This window comes from Cedecea sp. FDAARGOS_727 (genome assembly GCF_012273235.1).
GTDB classification, from domain to species: domain Bacteria; phylum Pseudomonadota; class Gammaproteobacteria; order Enterobacterales; family Enterobacteriaceae; genus Cedecea; species Cedecea davisae.
On the sequence record NZ_CP050966.1, the window covers coordinates 1,848,712 to 1,865,013 of the forward strand.

The window sequence follows — 16,302 nt, forward strand, 5'->3', positions numbered from 1 at the left end:
GGGGATCGTTAGGTGCGGTGTTTTTCTCCCTCGCCCCTTTGGGAAGAGGACCGGGGTGAGGGGATAACATAATCCTCCACCCAAAAGCAGTAAGCATAAAAATAACCCCACTCTCTACAAGGCTCGGGGCTCCGGAAAACCGGAAAAAACAGGTCAGCGACAACACATGGCTAACGCCATTATCAGGACTTAAAATTATGTGTGGAATTGTTGGCGCAGTAGCGCAACGTGATATCGCTGAAATCCTTCTTGAAGGGTTACGTCGCCTGGAATACCGCGGTTATGACTCTGCGGGTCTGGCGGTTGTGGACGAAAAGGGTCATATGACTCGTCTGCGTCGCCTGGGTAAAGTGCAAAAGCTTGCCGAAGCGGTTGAGGGAACCGAGCTGCACGGCGGCACCGGGATCGCTCACACCCGCTGGGCAACCCACGGCGAACCTTCAGAAACCAATGCTCACCCGCATGTCTCTGACTACATCGTGGTGGTGCACAACGGTATCATTGAAAACCACGAACCGCTGCGCGAAATGCTGCAACAGCGCGGCTACGTCTTTGTTTCCGAAACCGACACCGAAGTGATTGCTCACCTGGTGCACTGGGAGCTGGAACAGGGCGGTACGCTGCGCGAAGCCGTGCTGCGCACCATCCCTCAGCTGCGCGGTGCCTACGGCACGGTCATCATGGATACTCGTCATCCTGACACCCTGCTGGCCGCTCGTTCTGGCAGCCCGCTGGTTATCGGTCTCGGCATGGGCGAAAACTTCATTGCTTCCGACCAGCTGGCGCTGCTGCCGGTGACCCGTCGCTTTATCTTCCTGGAAGAGGGCGATATTGCCGAAGTCACCCGCCGCTCGGTGACGATTTTCGATAATACAGGCGAGCTGGTTAAGCGTCCGGACATCGAATCAAACCTGCAATATGACGCGGGCGACAAAGGTATTTATCGCCACTATATGCAGAAAGAGATCTACGAGCAGCCAAACGCCATCAAAAATACGCTGACCGGGCGCATCAGCCACGGTGAGGTGGACTTGAGCGAGCTGGGGCCAAAAGCCAACGAGCTGCTGTCTCAGGTTGAGCACATTCAAATCGTCGCCTGCGGAACTTCTTATAACTCCGGTATGGTTTCCCGTTACTGGTTCGAAGCGCTTGCTGGCGTACCTTGTGACGTCGAAATTGCCTCGGAATTCCGCTATCGCAAATCTGCGGTTCGCCGTAACAGCCTGATGATCACCCTTTCCCAGTCTGGCGAAACGGCCGATACGCTCGCTGCGCTGCGTCTTTCCAAAGAGCTGGGTTACCTTGGCTCTCTGGCGATTTGTAACGTGCCGGGTTCTTCTCTGGTGCGCGAATCCGACCTGGCGATGATGACCAAAGCCGGAACTGAAATCGGCGTAGCTTCCACCAAGGCATTTACCACTCAGCTTACCGTTCTGCTGATGCTGGTGGCTAAGCTGGGGCGTCTTAAGGGTGTTGATGCTTCCGTTGAGCACGAGATCGTTCACGGCCTGCAGGCGTTGCCGAGCCGCATCGAGCAGATGCTGTCTCAGGACAAACGCATTGAAGCATTAGCAGAAGATTTCTCCGACAAACATCATGCGCTGTTCCTTGGCCGTGGCGATCAGTACCCGATCGCGATGGAAGGTGCGCTGAAGCTGAAAGAGATTTCTTATATTCACGCTGAAGCCTACGCCGCAGGCGAGCTGAAACATGGCCCGCTGGCGTTAATTGATGCTGATATGCCGGTTATCGTTGTGGCACCAAACAACGAACTGCTGGAAAAACTGAAATCCAACATTGAAGAAGTGCGCGCCCGTGGCGGCCAGCTGTATGTCTTCGCCGACCAGGATGCCGGTTTCACCGGTAGCGACAATATGCACATCATCGAGATGCCGCATGTGGAAGAGGTGATTGCCCCAATCTTCTACACCGTGCCGCTACAGCTGCTTTCTTACCACGTCGCGCTTATCAAAGGCACAGACGTGGACCAGCCGCGTAACCTGGCGAAATCGGTAACGGTTGAGTAATTTTCTGCCACCAATCGGTTGCGATTAAGGATAAAGAAAACTCTCCGTAATATATATAAAAAGCCCTGATCTTAAAGGATACGGGGCTTTTCTATTTATGTTGATTGGCTAGCTGCCGCGGTAGGTCGAATACCCGTAGGGGCTCAGCAGCAGTGGGACGTGATAATGCTCGCCCGACTTACTGACATGGATGACGACCGGCACATCCACAAAGAATGTCTCCTGGTTGTGCGCCTTGTAGTACTCACCGGTTTCAAACGTCACTTTATAGTTACCCGGCTCAATGTCTTTTCCCGCTGGATAAAGCGCGCTGATTCGACCGTCAACGTTAGTCAGACCCTCACCCAGCTTCACCCACTTTGCGCCTTCCTGCTTATCCAACGTGACTTTTATCCCTTCCGACGGCGTACCTGTCTGCTGGTTCAGGACGTGAACGCTTAACGGGTTCTTGGCTGGCGTATCGGCTGCGAAGACGGAAGCAGAACAGGCGAGCAGAGATATGAATAGAGCTTGTTTTATTTTCATCCTTTAACCCTTCTTTATTGAGGTCCTCTCATCTTAGTGGTGGGGGGCGGGAATAAAAATTAAATAAATTGTGATACTTGAACGCAGGTTGTATGGCTGAGGAACCTGTGGCGATTGCAGATTGCGTTATAGCCCTTGATACAAAATTGTTAAAAGGGGCACCATGAATAGTGAGGCTCTAAGCAAATTGAACAAATATATTCTCATCATTCGAGCTTTTTTTGGACGGATTATTTTAAAAAGAAGTTAATAAACAATGTATTGATGCTATTTTTTTTATTGGAAGCGCCTTGTCATAAAACTGTCATAATTCGTACATTTAACTGTCACCAAACTGTCCTATTTTCTACCCTGTATTTAATTAAACAACAATTTATGAACATCTGGCAGGAGACATTATGAACGTTATGCGTACCACTGTCGCAACTGTTGTCGCCGCGACCTTATCTCTGAGCGCTTCTACTGCGTTTGCAGCTGCAAGCCTGACCGGCGCTGGTGCAACTTTCCCTGCGCCGGTGTATGCCAAGTGGGCAGATACCTACCAGAAAGAAACTGGTAACAAGGTTAACTACCAGGGTATCGGTTCCTCCGGCGGCGTTAAGCAAATCATTGCTAACACCGTTGACTTCGGCGCTTCTGACGCCCCTCTGGCGGATGACAAATTACAGCAAGAAGGCCTGTTCCAGTTCCCGACAGTTATCGGCGGCGTAGTGCTGGCAGTTAACCTGCCGGGCTTCAAATCTGGCGAACTGGTGCTGGACGGCAAAACCCTGGGTGATATCTACCTGGGCACCATCAAAAAATGGAACGACCCGGCGATTGCCAAACTGAACCCTGGCCACAAACTGCCGGATCAGAACATCGCGGTTGTACGTCGTGCTGACGGCTCCGGTACTTCCTTCGTGTTCACCAGCTACCTGGCTAAAGTGAACGAAGAGTGGAAAACCAAAATCGGCGCAGGCTCTACCGTAAACTGGCCAACCGGTCTGGGCGGTAAAGGCAACGACGGTATCGCTGCATTCGTACAGCGTCTGCCAGGCTCCATCGGCTACGTTGAATACGCTTACGCGAAGCAGAACAACCTGACCTACACCAAGCTGCTGTCCGCTGACGGCAAGCCGGTTAGCCCGACTGAAGCCAACTTTGCTAACGCGGCTAAAGGCGCTGACTGGAGCAAATCCTTCGCACAGGACTTGACCAACCAGAAGGGTGATGAAGCATGGCCAATCACCTCCACCACCTTTATCCTGGTCCACAAAGAGCAGAAAAACCCTGAGCAGGGCGCAGAAGTGCTGAAGTTCTTTGACTGGGCATACAAATCTGGCGCTAAAGAAGCTAACGCGCTGGACTATGCAACGCTGCCAGCCTCCGTGGTTGAGCAGGTTCGCGCTGCATGGAAAACGAATGTAAAAGACAGCTCCGGTAAGGCGCTGTACTAAGTGCAAAAATCCGGGGTAACGGGTATGTTACCCCGGTTTATTCAGCAACTACAAAGAGTACGCTATGGCTGTGACTAAGCCGACGTTTAAAGCCCCTGGCAAACAAGGCGATGTAATTTTCAGTGCGCTGGTAAAACTGGCTGCGCTGATTGTGCTATTTCTGCTGGGTGGGATTATCATCTCGCTGTTTATCTCCTCCCTGCCGAGCATCGAGAAGTTTGGTTTCTCCTTCCTCTGGACCAAAGAGTGGGATGCGCCTAACGAAGTCTTCGGTGCGCTGGTGCCGATTTACGGAACCCTGGTGACCTCGTTCATCGCGCTGCTTATTGCGGTGCCGGTAAGCTTTGGTATCGCCCTGTTCCTGACCGAACTTGCGCCCGGCTGGCTGAAGCGCCCGCTGGGTATTGCTATTGAACTGCTGGCGGCTATTCCAAGTATCGTGTACGGCATGTGGGGCCTGTTTATCTTTGCTCCGCTGTTCGCGACTTACTTCCAGCAGCCGGTAGGCGATGTGCTGTCCGCCGTGCCTATTGTTGGCGCGCTGTTCTCTGGCCCGGCCTTCGGTATTGGTATCCTCGCTGCTGGCGTGATCCTCGCGATTATGATCATTCCCTACATCGCCTCAGTCATGCGCGATGTATTCGAACAAACCCCGGTGATGATGAAAGAGTCGGCCTACGGCATAGGCTGCACCACATGGGAAGTTATCTGGCGAATCGTTCTGCCGTTCACCAAAAATGGCGTGATCGGCGGCGTGATGCTTGGCCTTGGCCGCGCGCTGGGTGAAACCATGGCGGTGACCTTTATCATCGGCAACACCTACCAGCTCGACAGCGCATCGCTGTATATGCCGGGGAACAGCATCACCTCCGCGCTGGCAAACGAATTTGCCGAAGCGGAATCCGGGCTGCATACCGCCGCGCTGATGGAACTGGGCTTAATTCTGTTCGTGATTACCTTTATCGTGCTGGCTATCTCTAAGTTCATGATTATGCGCCTGGCGAAAAATGAAGGGGCTCGCTCATGACCACGATGGAAATGCAAAGCAACGCGGCGCTGGCTGAATCGCGCCGTAAGATGCAGGCGCGCCGCCGCGTAAAAAACCGTATTGCCCTGACGCTTTCAATGGCGACCATGGTATTCGGTCTGTTCTGGCTGGTATGGATCCTGTTTTCAACGGTGACGCGCGGCATCGACGGTATGTCGCTGGCGCTGTTCACCGAAATGACGCCTCCGCCAAATACCGCAGGCGGTGGCCTGGCGAACGCCCTCGCGGGCAGCGGCCTGCTTATCCTGTGGGCGACCGTTATCGGGACTCCGCTTGGCATCATGGCCGGGATTTACCTGGCGGAATATGGCCGCAAATCTGCATTGGCTGAAGTGATTCGCTTTATTAACGACATCCTGCTGTCCGCGCCATCGATTGTTGTAGGCCTGTTTGTTTACACCATCGTGGTGGCGAAGATGGAGCACTTCTCCGGCTGGGCGGGCGTTATTGCGCTGGCGCTGCTGCAGGTGCCAATCGTGATTCGTACCACTGAGAACATGCTGAAACTGGTGCCGGACAGCCTGCGTGAAGCGGCTTATGCTCTGGGTACGCCGAAGTGGAAAATGATCTCCGCCATTACGCTGAAAGCGTCGGTCTCCGGGATTATCACCGGGGTGCTGCTGGCGATTGCCCGTATCGCCGGTGAAACCGCGCCGCTGCTGTTCACCTCCCTCTCCAACCAGTTCTGGAGTACGGACATGATGCAGCCTATCGCTAACCTGCCGGTGACCATTTTCAAATTTGCTATGAGCCCGTTTGCCGAATGGCAACAGCTGGCCTGGGCAGGGGTGCTGATTATTACCCTCTGCGTGCTGCTGCTGAACATTCTGGCGCGCGTGATTTTCTCAAAGAGTAAACACGGTTAAATTTTACGGCGCGGCCATCGCGGCGCCGGACGGAGATTAAGAAACAGATGAGTAAGGTTGATTTAGCCCCAGGCAAAATCCAGGTTCGTGACCTGAACTTCTACTACGGTAAGTTCCACGCCCTGAAGAACATCAATCTGGATATCGCGAAGAACCAGGTTACCGCCTTCATCGGGCCGTCAGGTTGTGGCAAGTCCACCCTGCTGCGCACCTTTAACAAAATGTACTCGCTCTACCCGGAGCAGCGTGCAGAAGGTGAAATCCTGCTGGATGGGGAAAACATCCTCACCCAGAGCCAGGATATCGCGCTGCTGCGTGCCAAAGTGGGCATGGTCTTCCAGAAGCCGACGCCGTTCCCGATGTCGATTTACGACAACATCGCCTTCGGCGTTCGCCTGTTTGAAAAGCTTTCCCGTAGCGATATGGACGAGCGCGTGCAGTGGGCTTTGACTAAAGCCGCATTGTGGAACGAAACTAAAGATAAACTGCACCAGAGCGGCTACAGTCTCTCCGGTGGCCAGCAGCAGCGTCTGTGCATCGCTCGCGGTATCGCTATTCGCCCGGAAGTGTTACTGCTGGATGAGCCGTGCTCCGCTCTTGATCCAATCTCTACCGGGCGCATTGAAGAGCTGATTACCGAGCTGAAAGAAGACTATACCGTGGTGATCGTGACCCACAACATGCAGCAGGCGGCGCGTTGTTCTGACCACACGGCGTTTATGTACCTCGGCGAGCTGATTGAATTTAGCGAAACCGATACGCTGTTTACTACGCCAGCGAAGAAACAAACCGAAGATTATATTACTGGCCGCTACGGTTGATTTGGAGAGCGCGATGGACAACCTCAATTTAAATAAACATATTTCCGGCCAGTTCAACGCCGAGCTGGAGTACATCCGCACTCAGGTCATGACCATGGGCGGGCTGGTGGAGCAGCAGCTTTCCGACGCTATCACCGCCATGCATAACCAGGACAGCGAACTGGCTAAGCGCGTTATTGCCGGTGACCAGAAGGTCAACATGATGGAAGTGGCTATCGATGAAGCCTGCGTGCGCATCATCGCTAAACGCCAGCCAACCGCCAGCGACCTGCGCCTGGTGATGGCCATCATCAAGACCATCGCCGAGCTGGAACGTATTGGTGACGTAGCGGATAAAATCTGCCGCACCGCGCTGGAGAAATTCTCCCAGCAACACCAGCCTCTGCTGGTGAGCCTGGAGTCTCTGGGCCGCCACACCGTACAGATGCTGCACGATGTGCTGGATGCATTTGCGCGTATGGATCTGGACGAAGCGGTGCGTATTTACCGTGAAGATAAGAAAGTGGATCAGGAGTACGAAGGCATCGTGCGTCAGCTAATGACTTACATGATGGAAGACTCCCGCACTATTCCAAGCGTGCTGACCGCGCTGTTCTGCGCCCGTTCAATCGAGCGCATCGGCGACCGCTGCCAGAACATTTGTGAGTATATTTTCTACTTCGTGAAGGGTCAGGACTTCCGTCACGTTGGCGGCGACGAGCTGGACAAGCTGCTGGCAGGTAAAGACCCAAAAGAATAAGCTTCTCTGTTTCCCTCTCCTCAGGGAGAGGGATGATGATCGTTTAATCAAATTCCTGAGTTATCCGCCTCTCCCTTAAAATGAGCGTTTTCTGCAAATTCCCTCCCGGTTTCCTGAAATGGCTAAATAACCATCGTCAGTGAATAATATATTTTCTTATTATATTGTTAGATAACTATATTTTATTCTTTGTGGGTGGGTATTGTTTTCCCATTATTTCTCGTTGTGTTTTTACACGTTATTCTGCCTGACGTTGCAGAAAGATATATTTTTTTCATGTTTTTATTTGTGGTCTAGACTAATTGTCGTTGCAATAAAATCCATGGTTTGAGGGTGGTTGTTATTATGTATTTCACGCGCGAAGGTTATATCGTGTGTTCAATATCATGCTTTTATTTTATTAGCGGAATGAAAGCCAGCCTTGAATATATAAAGTATTTATTTAACTCTTTCACAATAAATAGAGGGTTCTGTTCATGCGTAAAACGACAGTATTAACTACTTGTGCCAGTTTGGTCTTAATGGCGGCATCTTCACTAAGTTATGCCGAGCAGGCAAAACCTTTCCATGGCTACGTCAGTAATCCGCCTTCACGCGCTTTTCTTTGTACTTCACAAGCCGGTAATCTTAATAAAAACTGCGGGGCTATTCAGTATGAACCGCAGTCGCTGGAAGGGCCTAAAGGGTTCCCTGCAAACGGCCCTGCTGATGGTCACATCGCCAGTGCCGGGCATGATAATTATGCGCAACTTGATGAGCAAAGCCCTACTCGTTGGCACAAGGTGGAATTGAATACAGGTAAGCAAAGTTTTACCTGGACTTTGACCGCAGCTCATAAAACCGAAAGATGGCGTTTCTTTATTACTAAAAAAGACTGGGATCCAAGCAAGAAATTGACCCGTGCGCAGTTTGACCTTGATAAGCCAATTTGCGATCAGGACGGTAAAGGTGAGGTTCCTGCAAATAGTATTACCATCAAGGATTGTACTATCCCGACAGATTATAAAGGCTACCATGTTATTCTCGGCGTCTGGGATATTGCCGATACCGGTAATGCGTTCTATCAGGTAATTGATACTGATATCAAATAGCCTTGACGGATGATAACCATGCTTTCAGGGCATGGTTATCACAACGTTATTATTTGCCGAACAAACGCCGCGAATTATCCTCAATCTTTCCTGAAATACGCCTTTTCTGCATCGTCCTTGTCCAACTGGTCGAAAGCCCGGCGGCTGACAACAGGCGATGATATTGCGAATCATCAAACGGCATATGCCAGGCTATGGCAATCGCTTCGGCCACGGTAACATCGCTCAGGCGTGATGCCAGCTCCAGCGGCGCGTCAGCGGAAACGCTCCCCGCCAGAATCACGCGATAAAGCCAGCCGCAATAGCCCGCTTCCTGCATCCTTGATGACATATCGCTGACGCCAAAGTGATAGTTGAGCTTAAAACACGGCGAGCGTGGCTGAGTGACCTGAATCAACGCTTCGCCCCAGCGGTAGATATCGCCCATATAGACGTTTTTCTCGGTCATCCCTTCTGTGGAAAGGTTCTCGCCAAAAGCGGGGGCGTTAAACAGCTCTGCTTTTTCCGGGAACAGCTGCGCCCAGTACTGATAATGTTCGCGCGGATAGTGGCAGAGCGCCCTGTCCGGCCCGCCGTGGATAACCTTTTCCGCCTGCTCATCGCCTTCGATACCGAGTTCGGTTAACCGGAGTTCTCCATCCACCTGAACTTTGGCGATGGCGCTTGGCCTGCTGCCGTCATAGTCACGAATTTTGCCGACGTAAACCTGTAATGGATTGCGATGCATGAGCGGTTCCCTGCGTTATAGGCATAAAAAAAGCGAGCCATCAGGCTCGCTTCTCTAAGGCGACAATGCAACCTTATTTTTTAGCGGCGAAACGTGCTGCTGCTTCGTCCCAGTTAACCACGTTCCAGAACTCTTTAGCGTAGTCCGGGCGGCGGTTCTGGAATTTCAGGTAGTAAGCGTGCTCCCAAACGTCCAGGCCCACAATTGGGAAGCCGGAAGCGCCGGAGATAGCTTCACCCATCAGCGGGCTATCCTGGTTAGCGGTAGACACTACAGCCAGTTTGTCGCCTTTCAGAACCAGCCACGCCCAGCCGGAGCCGAAACGGGTTGCTGCTGCTTTCTCGAAATCGGCTTTGAACGCGTCAACGCTGCCGAAATCGCGCTCGATAGCGGCTTTCAGGTCGCCCTTCAGCTCGGTACCTTTTTTCAGGCCTTTCCAGAAGAAGCTGTGGTTAGCGTGGCCGCCGGCGTTGTTACGCAGTACGGTTTTCTTATCAGCAGGCAGCTGATCCAGTTTAGTAATCAGCTCTTCAGCAGACAGGTTGGCAAACTCAGGCAGGGACTCCAGCGCGGCGTTCGCGTTGTTAACATAAGCCTGGTGGTGTTTGCTGTGATGGATTTCCATCGTTTCTTTGTCGAAATGCGGTTCCAGCGCGTCGTAAGCGTAAGGCAGGGATGGCAGTGTATAGCTCATATTCATCGTCTCCATTAACGTAGAGCGGCTGTGATGCTGTTAACGCCGCGTAATCAGTTGGTCCATTATAGTTAATTAAATGATATTGAAAATGCTTATCAATGCCGTAGTTTTAATAAGGTTATAACTTTTTGTCATGATGACGAGAATATGAGCGATTAGCTATCGATTGCGAGCCGTAACCCAGGCCAGAGGTAAAAGCGCCGCCAGTACCATTGCGACGCCAGCCAAAGGCGTAAAGCGCATCAGTTCCATTTTCACCAGCAATCCGCCGACGTTCTCCCCGAAGAATATCCCCAGATTAAAAGCAGAGATATTCAGGCCCGAGGCAAAGTCGATCGCGCCGGGCGTGTGCCGGGTGGCGGTCGTCAGCATGCCGTGCTGAACGGCGGGTGAGACGGCGAAAGCGATCATTCCCCATAAAAAGAGCAGCACTACCACCGGTATTTTGAGGTTAAGCGTCAGCGTCATGGCGGCCAGAATAATCGCCAGCAACACAAACAGTATCCTCAATGAGGAAGCCCATCCAAGCGTGGAGGTCATTTTCCCTCCCACCAGATTCCCGACAAGCGTTGCCGCCCCGAACACCACCAGCAGCGTACTGGCCGCGGCTGATGAAAATCCTGTTACGGTTGTCAGCAGCGGGATGATGAACGTAAATGCCGCGAAACTGGCGCCAAATCCAAAGATGGTCACCAGCATCATGGTGAGCACCGCCGGGCTCTTTAGCGCTGACAGCTGTTTCGCCATCTTTGCAGCTTTTGCCATTGGCATCTCTGGCAGCCATAAAGCAATAGCTACCAGCGACAGCACGGCGAGAGCCGAGACGGCGAAAAGTGGAAAACGCCAGCCCAGAGTGTGGCCTGCAAGGCTGCCCAGCGGCACGCCAATCACCATCGCCAGCGTCAGCCCGGCAAACATTACGGCAATCGCTTTACCAGCCTGCCCAGCTGGTGCAAGGCGGGATGCGATGGTTGACCCGATGGCGAAAAAGCTGCCGTGAGCAACGGCGGTAAGCACTCTACCGGTGAGAAAAAGGGCATAGCTGCTGGACAGGGCGGAGATAAGGCTGCCGACCAAAAACAGCAGGATAAGCGACATCAGCACCGGCTTGCGCGGTAGCCCGGACAACAGTAGCACCAGTGCCGGAGAACCCAGCGCCAGCGCCAGGGCATAGAGTCCCACAAGATTGCCCGCTCGCGTCAGCTCAATATTCAGGGCTGCGGCAATATCGGGCAGGATCCCTACCACAATAAACTCGGCTACCCCGATAGCGAATGCTGTTACCGAAAGCGCAACCAGGCCCGGATGTATTCGTCGCGAATCCATTACACTCGCCCTGCCGCCTGGGTTGCCGCCGCACCGGCTAGCGCCAGAGACTGATCGTCATCGACAGTGGCTCCGGCTACGCCCAGCCCGCCGATGATTTGCCCGTTATCACCGCGTAAAACGATGCCGCCGCCAAAGCTAATCAGGCCGCCGTTAGTCGATTCTAAGGAATAAATATTGCCTCCAGGGCGTGCTTCCTGGCCCAGAGAAAGCGAATCACTGCCGAAGAGAGCGGCGGTGCGGGCTTTCTTAATTGAGACATCAATCGCGCCAGCAACCGCGCTGTCCATGCGCAGGAATCCTCTTAGCAGCCCGGCATCGTCCACCACGCTGATGCAGACTGCCTGTTTGCGGGACTGAGCAAGCTCGGTGATTTTGAGAATGGCATCGCGGGTAATGTGTTCAAACATGGATATGGCTCCTGAAAATTTGGGAGCCGCGATAGTGGCAGGTGACTTGAAACACGCCAATCAGAAGCGCGGTTGCAGGGCTAAAGTTTGATAATGTCGAACATTTCGCTTAATACGCGCTGCGCAAAGCGCCGCATATAATCGGGATGGAGTCGGGCGGCTGGCCCGGCCATTCCCAGCGCGGCTATCACCTGCCCGGATTGCCGTAGCGGCAAAGCCAGGCAATGCAGGCCTTCTTCCGCCTCGCCGGTATCCAGGGCAAACCCCTGCTCGCGGATGCGGGATATTTCACCATTTAGTGCAGAGGAGACCGCATCCGATTTTCTTAGCGCCCGCAGCAGGTCGTCATTAAAGGCCAGAAAAATGCGGCCAATGGCCGAAGTTGTGAGCCGCTCGCGTTTGCCTCTGGGGCTGGCGACACGCAGGTTTTTACCGCCCTCAACCGCATCAATATACAGGTATTCTCGTGTACCGCAGGGGACGGCCAGCCAGCAAGTTTCGCCGCTCATGGCGGAAAGCCTACGCAGAGCGGGGCTGAAGGCCGTGCGAATCAAGGAGTCTGCATCCTGAAGCGGCTGGGCTATCTCCCTGAGCCGCAGGCCGAGGGTATAGTTTTGCTCGCGGCGGGAAATATATCCCAGCTCTAATAGCGTTTTCAGCAGGCCATGGAGGGTGCTTTTATTCAGCCCCAGCGATTCGGATAACGTGGTCAGGCGAGCTTCGCCTCCGTGGGCCGCAAGGGTTTCCAGCACCGCCATTGCCCGCTCAACGGACTGAATACTTTTAGCCTGGCTCACCGCGCATCCTTCCTGAACATGGGGAAATAATCACCTTTTGATAATAGTGATATTTCCCCAGGTAATGAAGTCGCGTTTTATCCTTGAGCTGCGTCTTCCAGCGCTTTATGGATAACAGAAGAGAGTTCGGCCACGTCAAACTTTGCTACGTAGCCGTTGGCACCGACTTTTCTCACATGGTCTTCGTTTGCGCTGCCCGAGAGCGAGGAGTGAATCACCACCGGAATATGCTTCAGCGAAGGCTCAGTTTTGATATTACGGGTCAGCGTGAAACCGTCCATTTCCGGCATTTCTATGTCGGTTAACACCAGGCCTATTTTGTCGGTTATCGGCGTACCGGACGCTTTAGCCTCGGCGGCGATGGCTTTGATTTTCTCCCATGCTTCAAGGCCGGTAGCGTGCATGATTGCCGGGATACCCATGCCTTTCAAACCCTGCTCCAGCATCGAGCGGGCGACTTTGGAGTCTTCCGCGACTATCGCTACCGCGCCGGGCTTCAGGGTGTAATTTTTCTCTTCAATCGCTGCGATATTGACGTCCCTTCCCGAAGGAATGATGTCATAGAGAATTTGCTCTACGTCCAGCACCAGCGCCAGGTCCTTGCCGGTTAACGGATCGTCAATGGTGGCGATGCTGGTGATATTGCGGCTGCTGACGCCGGCCTCGGCGGCGTGTACCTGGCTCCAGTCGAGGCGAATGATGTTTTCCACCGACTCAACGGCAAAGGCCTGAGTGCTGCGGGCATATTCGGTTATCAGCAAGAGATTCAGGCCGGTGGTTGGCTTGCAGCCGGTCACGGCAGGCAGGTCAATGACGGGGATAATCTGGTCGCGAATATTCGCCATCCCCAGCAGCGGTGACTCCATGCCCGCGGCGCGGTTGATCTTCGGCATCGGAACGATTTCGCGCAGCTTAAACACGTTAATGCCGTACAGCTCTGATTTGCTGTCGTGCTGGCTGGCGCCTAAGCGAAACAGCAGCAGCTCAAACTTGTTGGATAACGCCAGGTTGGCCCTTTCATCGATATCTTTCTGAAAACTATCCATTTTAACCTCAAGTGATAACCCGGCCTGAGAACCTAACCGTGCGGAATAAATACTCTGTATAAGTTATCGGCAGCGGCGAGGAAAAATGAAGGGGAAGAGGGGAAATGATTTAGATTAGAGGGAAATAATTCCCTCTGTAGGGCGGCTTAGCGGGTCAATCGCGCTTATTTCTTCTTGTTCAGCATCGATTTCAAATCGGCAAACGGATTATAGGTGGCTTCGCCAACGTCCTTCTGCGCATCTTCTCCGGCAATGACCCTGGAGCCATATTGGTCCGCTTCGGTATATTTGGAGTGCTCATGATCGTGGCAATACAGGCATAAAAGCTCCCAATTGCTTCCATCTTCCGGGTTATTGGTATGATCGTGATCCATATGATGAACGGTCAGCTCGCGCAGATTGGAGTAAACAAACTCCCGCGAGCAGCGTCCGCATACCCACGGGAAGAGTTTCAGCGCTTTTTCGCGGTAGCCGCTCTCCAGCCGCGTATAGTTTTTCGGGATAATCGCCATAATTATTGTTCCAGGCAGAAAGACAGGGTTATGCCCAGTTTCCGGCTAAAGCGCCTCTTTATCAATCCCCAGGCGCTTCATACGTGAAAGCAGCGTGGTCCGTTTGAGGCCTAAGCGCTGTGCCGCGCCGCGCGGTCCGGCAACAACGCCGTTCGTTTCTTTCAACACCCGTAAAATGCGCTGGCGCTCGTCCTCATCTTCGCGAACTTCCTCGCTGACGAAGGAGGATAGGTTGCGCTCAAGCGGAGGCTGCACCGTCATCTCCGGCAGGGAAAGATGCAGCACGTTGCCCCGCGTTAGCAGAACCGCCCTTTCTATCACATTTTCCAGCTCGCGAACGTTGCCCGGCCATTCCATACGGCTCAGGGCGCGCAGCGTTTCCGCCGGGATGCTGTCGATATTGCGATTCAGGCGGTGCGCAATTTTAAAGGTGAAGGATTTCACCAGCAGAGGGATATCTTCCGGGCGCTCGCGCAGCGGCGGCAGGGTGATGGGAAAAACGTTTAGCCGATAATAGAGATCGCTGCGAAACTCCCGGTCGGCCACCATCTGCTTGAGATTGCGGTTGGTGGCGGCAATCAGGCGCACATCCACCTGCTGGATTTTGTTGCTGCCAAGGCGTTCAAATTCCTGCTCCTGTAATACGCGCAGCAGTTTGGGCTGTAGCTCAAGAGGCATATCGCCGACTTCATCAAGGAACAGTGAGCTTTTATCCGCCAGTTCAAAACGCCCGATGCGCTGGGTATTGGCCCCGGTAAACGCCCCGCGTTCATGGCCGAAAAGGTCGCTTTCCAGCAGCCCGGCAGGCATCGCCGCGCAGTTTATTTTTACCATCCTGCGGCTATTGCGCTCGCTCAGGTTATGAATGGCGCGGGCAATCAGCTCTTTGCCGGTTCCGGTTTCGCCGAGGATCAGCACCGTACTGTCGCTATTGGCGACCATTTCCACCTGTTTGAGCACGATAGACATCGCTTCGCCCCGGCCGATGATTTCGCCGAAGTCGCTGCCGACATTGTTAATCTGCTCGGTGAGATAAAGGTTTTCATCCACCAGATTCTCTTTCAGGCGGTTAATTTCCTGGTAGGCGAGGGCGTTATCCACCGCAATGGCAATGCGCTCGGCAATCTGGCACAGCAGCTTGAGGTTGGCCGGGGTAAAGCCCTGCTCGCCGCACTTCGCAAGCTTGAGCACGCCCAGCATATTGTTGCCGAACTTCAGCGGCAGCAGGCAAAGCGTTTGGGTTTGGTTGCGCCACATCTCCAGCAGCATACGTTCATAAGGCGCCAGTTTGTCTCCCGGACACAGGTTAAGCAGCAGCATTTCGCCGCTTTTAAACACCCGTTCCGAGAGCGTGCCTGCTTCAATCACATCGCTCTGCTCATGAATCGGTGAGGCCTCATCAACAAAATGGGTTGAGTAGAGCGTTAACCGGGATTTGCGGCTGCTTCGCAGCACAATGCTGATGGAATCAATGGAGAAGTGGTAATGGATCTCGCGGGCAATCTCGCTAATCAGCTCGTCCAGGTCGAGCTTCGACAGCACCGCATTGGTTACCGCAACAAGGATGCGAAAATCATCACGCTCGCGGCATAAAAGCTGGTGGTCGTGATTGGTGTCCAGCCGGGTCTGGATCTGTTCGGCCGCCAGGCCTACAACCTGGGCCAGAGTGTGCAGGCGGTTAAGCTCTTTTTCACTCCAGGGCGTCTCGCTATTGCGAATAAACTCGCAGCCGCCGAAGATCCGCCCCTCGGCGGCCAGCGGCAGCAGGCAGTAGCGGCCAAAGGGCGCATACAGCTCCAGGTCTGTCATCTGGGGCCATGTTTCATAAAATTCATCCTGGCTGCAAACCAGCGCCTCCGGGCGTGAAAGTACCCGGCGGACAGGGCCGTTTGCCAGCGCCATCTCATCTTCGTAGTGCAGCTCTTTACCCTGCTTATCCTTGCCATAAAAGCTCACCCGCTGGTGCTGAGGGTGGTAAAGCAGGACGTTGACCCGCTCCGCCAGGCCGGACTGTTTTGCAAGCCGGGTCAGGCAGGTAGCGAGTTCAGTAAGACTGGGTTGTTGCAGCAGAGTCCGGGTGATATCAAACAACCCCTGCTGCCCGAGATCGCTCATCGGGGTGTATGGCATTTTGCTTTCCATTGAAAAACCCTTTGCAAAACAAAGGGTTAAAATATTTTATTAATATAAATATAGTTTAAGTTTAATCAGTGCCGGGCGGACGCGTCATG

At 53.4% G+C, this 16,302-nt stretch carries 16 protein-coding genes; 7 read left to right on the forward strand and 9 right to left on the reverse strand.

Features of this window, described 5'->3' with window-relative positions; all coding sequences use genetic code 11:
- Positions 1-197: 197 nt before the first annotated feature.
- Complete coding sequence (gene glmS, locus FOC35_RS08890; RefSeq protein ID WP_172568704.1) at positions 198-2,027, forward strand: glutamine--fructose-6-phosphate transaminase (isomerizing); 1,830 nt, start codon at positions 198-200, stop codon at positions 2,025-2,027.
- 108 nt (positions 2,028-2,135) lie between these two features.
- Here the strand turns inward: glmS and uraH are convergent, their stop codons facing one another.
- Complete coding sequence (gene uraH / locus FOC35_RS08895; RefSeq protein WP_172568705.1) at positions 2,136-2,552, reverse strand: hydroxyisourate hydrolase; 417 nt, start codon at positions 2,550-2,552, stop codon at positions 2,136-2,138.
- A 398-nt stretch (positions 2,553-2,950) separates the two neighbouring features.
- Between uraH and pstS the strand changes: the two genes are divergently transcribed.
- The 6 genes from pstS (at position 2,951) to FOC35_RS08925 (ending at position 8,556) form a co-directional block, all read left to right on the forward strand.
- On the forward strand, positions 2,951-3,991 hold the full coding sequence (gene pstS, locus FOC35_RS08900; RefSeq protein ID WP_016538819.1) for a phosphate ABC transporter substrate-binding protein PstS: 1,041 nt from the start codon (positions 2,951-2,953) through the stop codon (positions 3,989-3,991).
- Positions 3,992-4,055: 64 nt separating this feature from the next.
- On the forward strand, positions 4,056-5,018 hold the full coding sequence (gene pstC / locus FOC35_RS08905; protein WP_016538818.1) for a phosphate ABC transporter permease PstC: 963 nt from the start codon (positions 4,056-4,058) through the stop codon (positions 5,016-5,018).
- Positions 5,015-5,905, forward strand: a complete 891-nt coding sequence (gene pstA / locus FOC35_RS08910; RefSeq protein ID WP_016538817.1) for a phosphate ABC transporter permease PstA — start codon at positions 5,015-5,017, stop codon at positions 5,903-5,905. Before pstC ends, pstA begins: the two co-directional genes overlap by 4 nt.
- Positions 5,906-5,952: 47 nt before the next feature.
- Positions 5,953-6,726, forward strand: coding sequence for a phosphate ABC transporter ATP-binding protein PstB (pstB, locus tag FOC35_RS08915; protein ID WP_008457722.1), 774 nt, complete (start codon positions 5,953-5,955; stop codon positions 6,724-6,726).
- Between the two features lie 13 nt (positions 6,727-6,739).
- Positions 6,740-7,465 (forward strand): phosphate signaling complex protein PhoU, encoded by a 726-nt coding sequence (gene phoU, locus FOC35_RS08920; protein WP_008457720.1) that lies wholly within the window; start codon positions 6,740-6,742, stop codon positions 7,463-7,465.
- A 476-nt stretch (positions 7,466-7,941) separates the two neighbouring features.
- On the forward strand, positions 7,942-8,556 hold the full coding sequence (locus FOC35_RS08925; protein ID WP_172568706.1) for a lytic polysaccharide monooxygenase: 615 nt from the start codon (positions 7,942-7,944) through the stop codon (positions 8,554-8,556).
- Positions 8,557-8,605: 49 nt separating this feature from the next.
- Here FOC35_RS08925 and yiiM read toward each other — a convergent pair whose 3' ends face one another.
- The 8 genes from yiiM to flhA form a co-directional block, all read right to left on the reverse strand.
- The gene (yiiM, locus tag FOC35_RS08930) at positions 8,606-9,283 is read right to left on the reverse strand and encodes a 6-hydroxyaminopurine reductase (protein ID WP_016538813.1); all 678 of its coding nucleotides are present in this window, start codon (positions 9,281-9,283) and stop codon (positions 8,606-8,608) included.
- 73 nt (positions 9,284-9,356) lie between these two features.
- Positions 9,357-9,977, reverse strand: a complete 621-nt coding sequence (gene sodA, locus FOC35_RS08935; protein WP_172568707.1) for a superoxide dismutase [Mn] — start codon at positions 9,975-9,977, stop codon at positions 9,357-9,359.
- A 162-nt stretch (positions 9,978-10,139) separates the two neighbouring features.
- Positions 10,140-11,306: an MFS transporter gene (locus tag FOC35_RS08940; RefSeq protein ID WP_172568708.1), complete on the reverse strand. Its 1,167-nt coding sequence runs from the start codon at positions 11,304-11,306 to the stop codon at positions 10,140-10,142.
- Positions 11,306-11,716 carry a heme-binding protein gene (locus tag FOC35_RS08945; RefSeq protein ID WP_016538810.1) on the reverse strand — a complete coding sequence of 137 codons (411 nt, stop codon included), beginning with the start codon at positions 11,714-11,716 and terminating at the stop codon, positions 11,306-11,308. The genes FOC35_RS08940 and FOC35_RS08945 overlap by 1 nt, the downstream gene beginning before the upstream one ends.
- 80 nt (positions 11,717-11,796) lie before the next feature.
- The gene (locus tag FOC35_RS08950) at positions 11,797-12,513 is read right to left on the reverse strand and encodes an IclR family transcriptional regulator (RefSeq protein WP_254065378.1); all 717 of its coding nucleotides are present in this window, start codon (positions 12,511-12,513) and stop codon (positions 11,797-11,799) included.
- A gap of 77 nt (positions 12,514-12,590) precedes the next feature.
- Complete coding sequence (locus tag FOC35_RS08955; RefSeq protein WP_016538808.1) at positions 12,591-13,559, reverse strand: chemotaxis protein; 969 nt, start codon at positions 13,557-13,559, stop codon at positions 12,591-12,593.
- A 164-nt stretch (positions 13,560-13,723) separates the two neighbouring features.
- Positions 13,724-14,071: an HNH nuclease YajD gene (gene yajD / locus FOC35_RS08960; protein ID WP_016538807.1), complete on the reverse strand. Its 348-nt coding sequence runs from the start codon at positions 14,069-14,071 to the stop codon at positions 13,724-13,726.
- Between the two features lie 45 nt (positions 14,072-14,116).
- Positions 14,117-16,201: a formate hydrogenlyase transcriptional activator FlhA gene (flhA, locus tag FOC35_RS08965; RefSeq protein WP_039899479.1), complete on the reverse strand. Its 2,085-nt coding sequence runs from the start codon at positions 16,199-16,201 to the stop codon at positions 14,117-14,119.
- Positions 16,202-16,302: the final 101 nt, after the last annotated feature.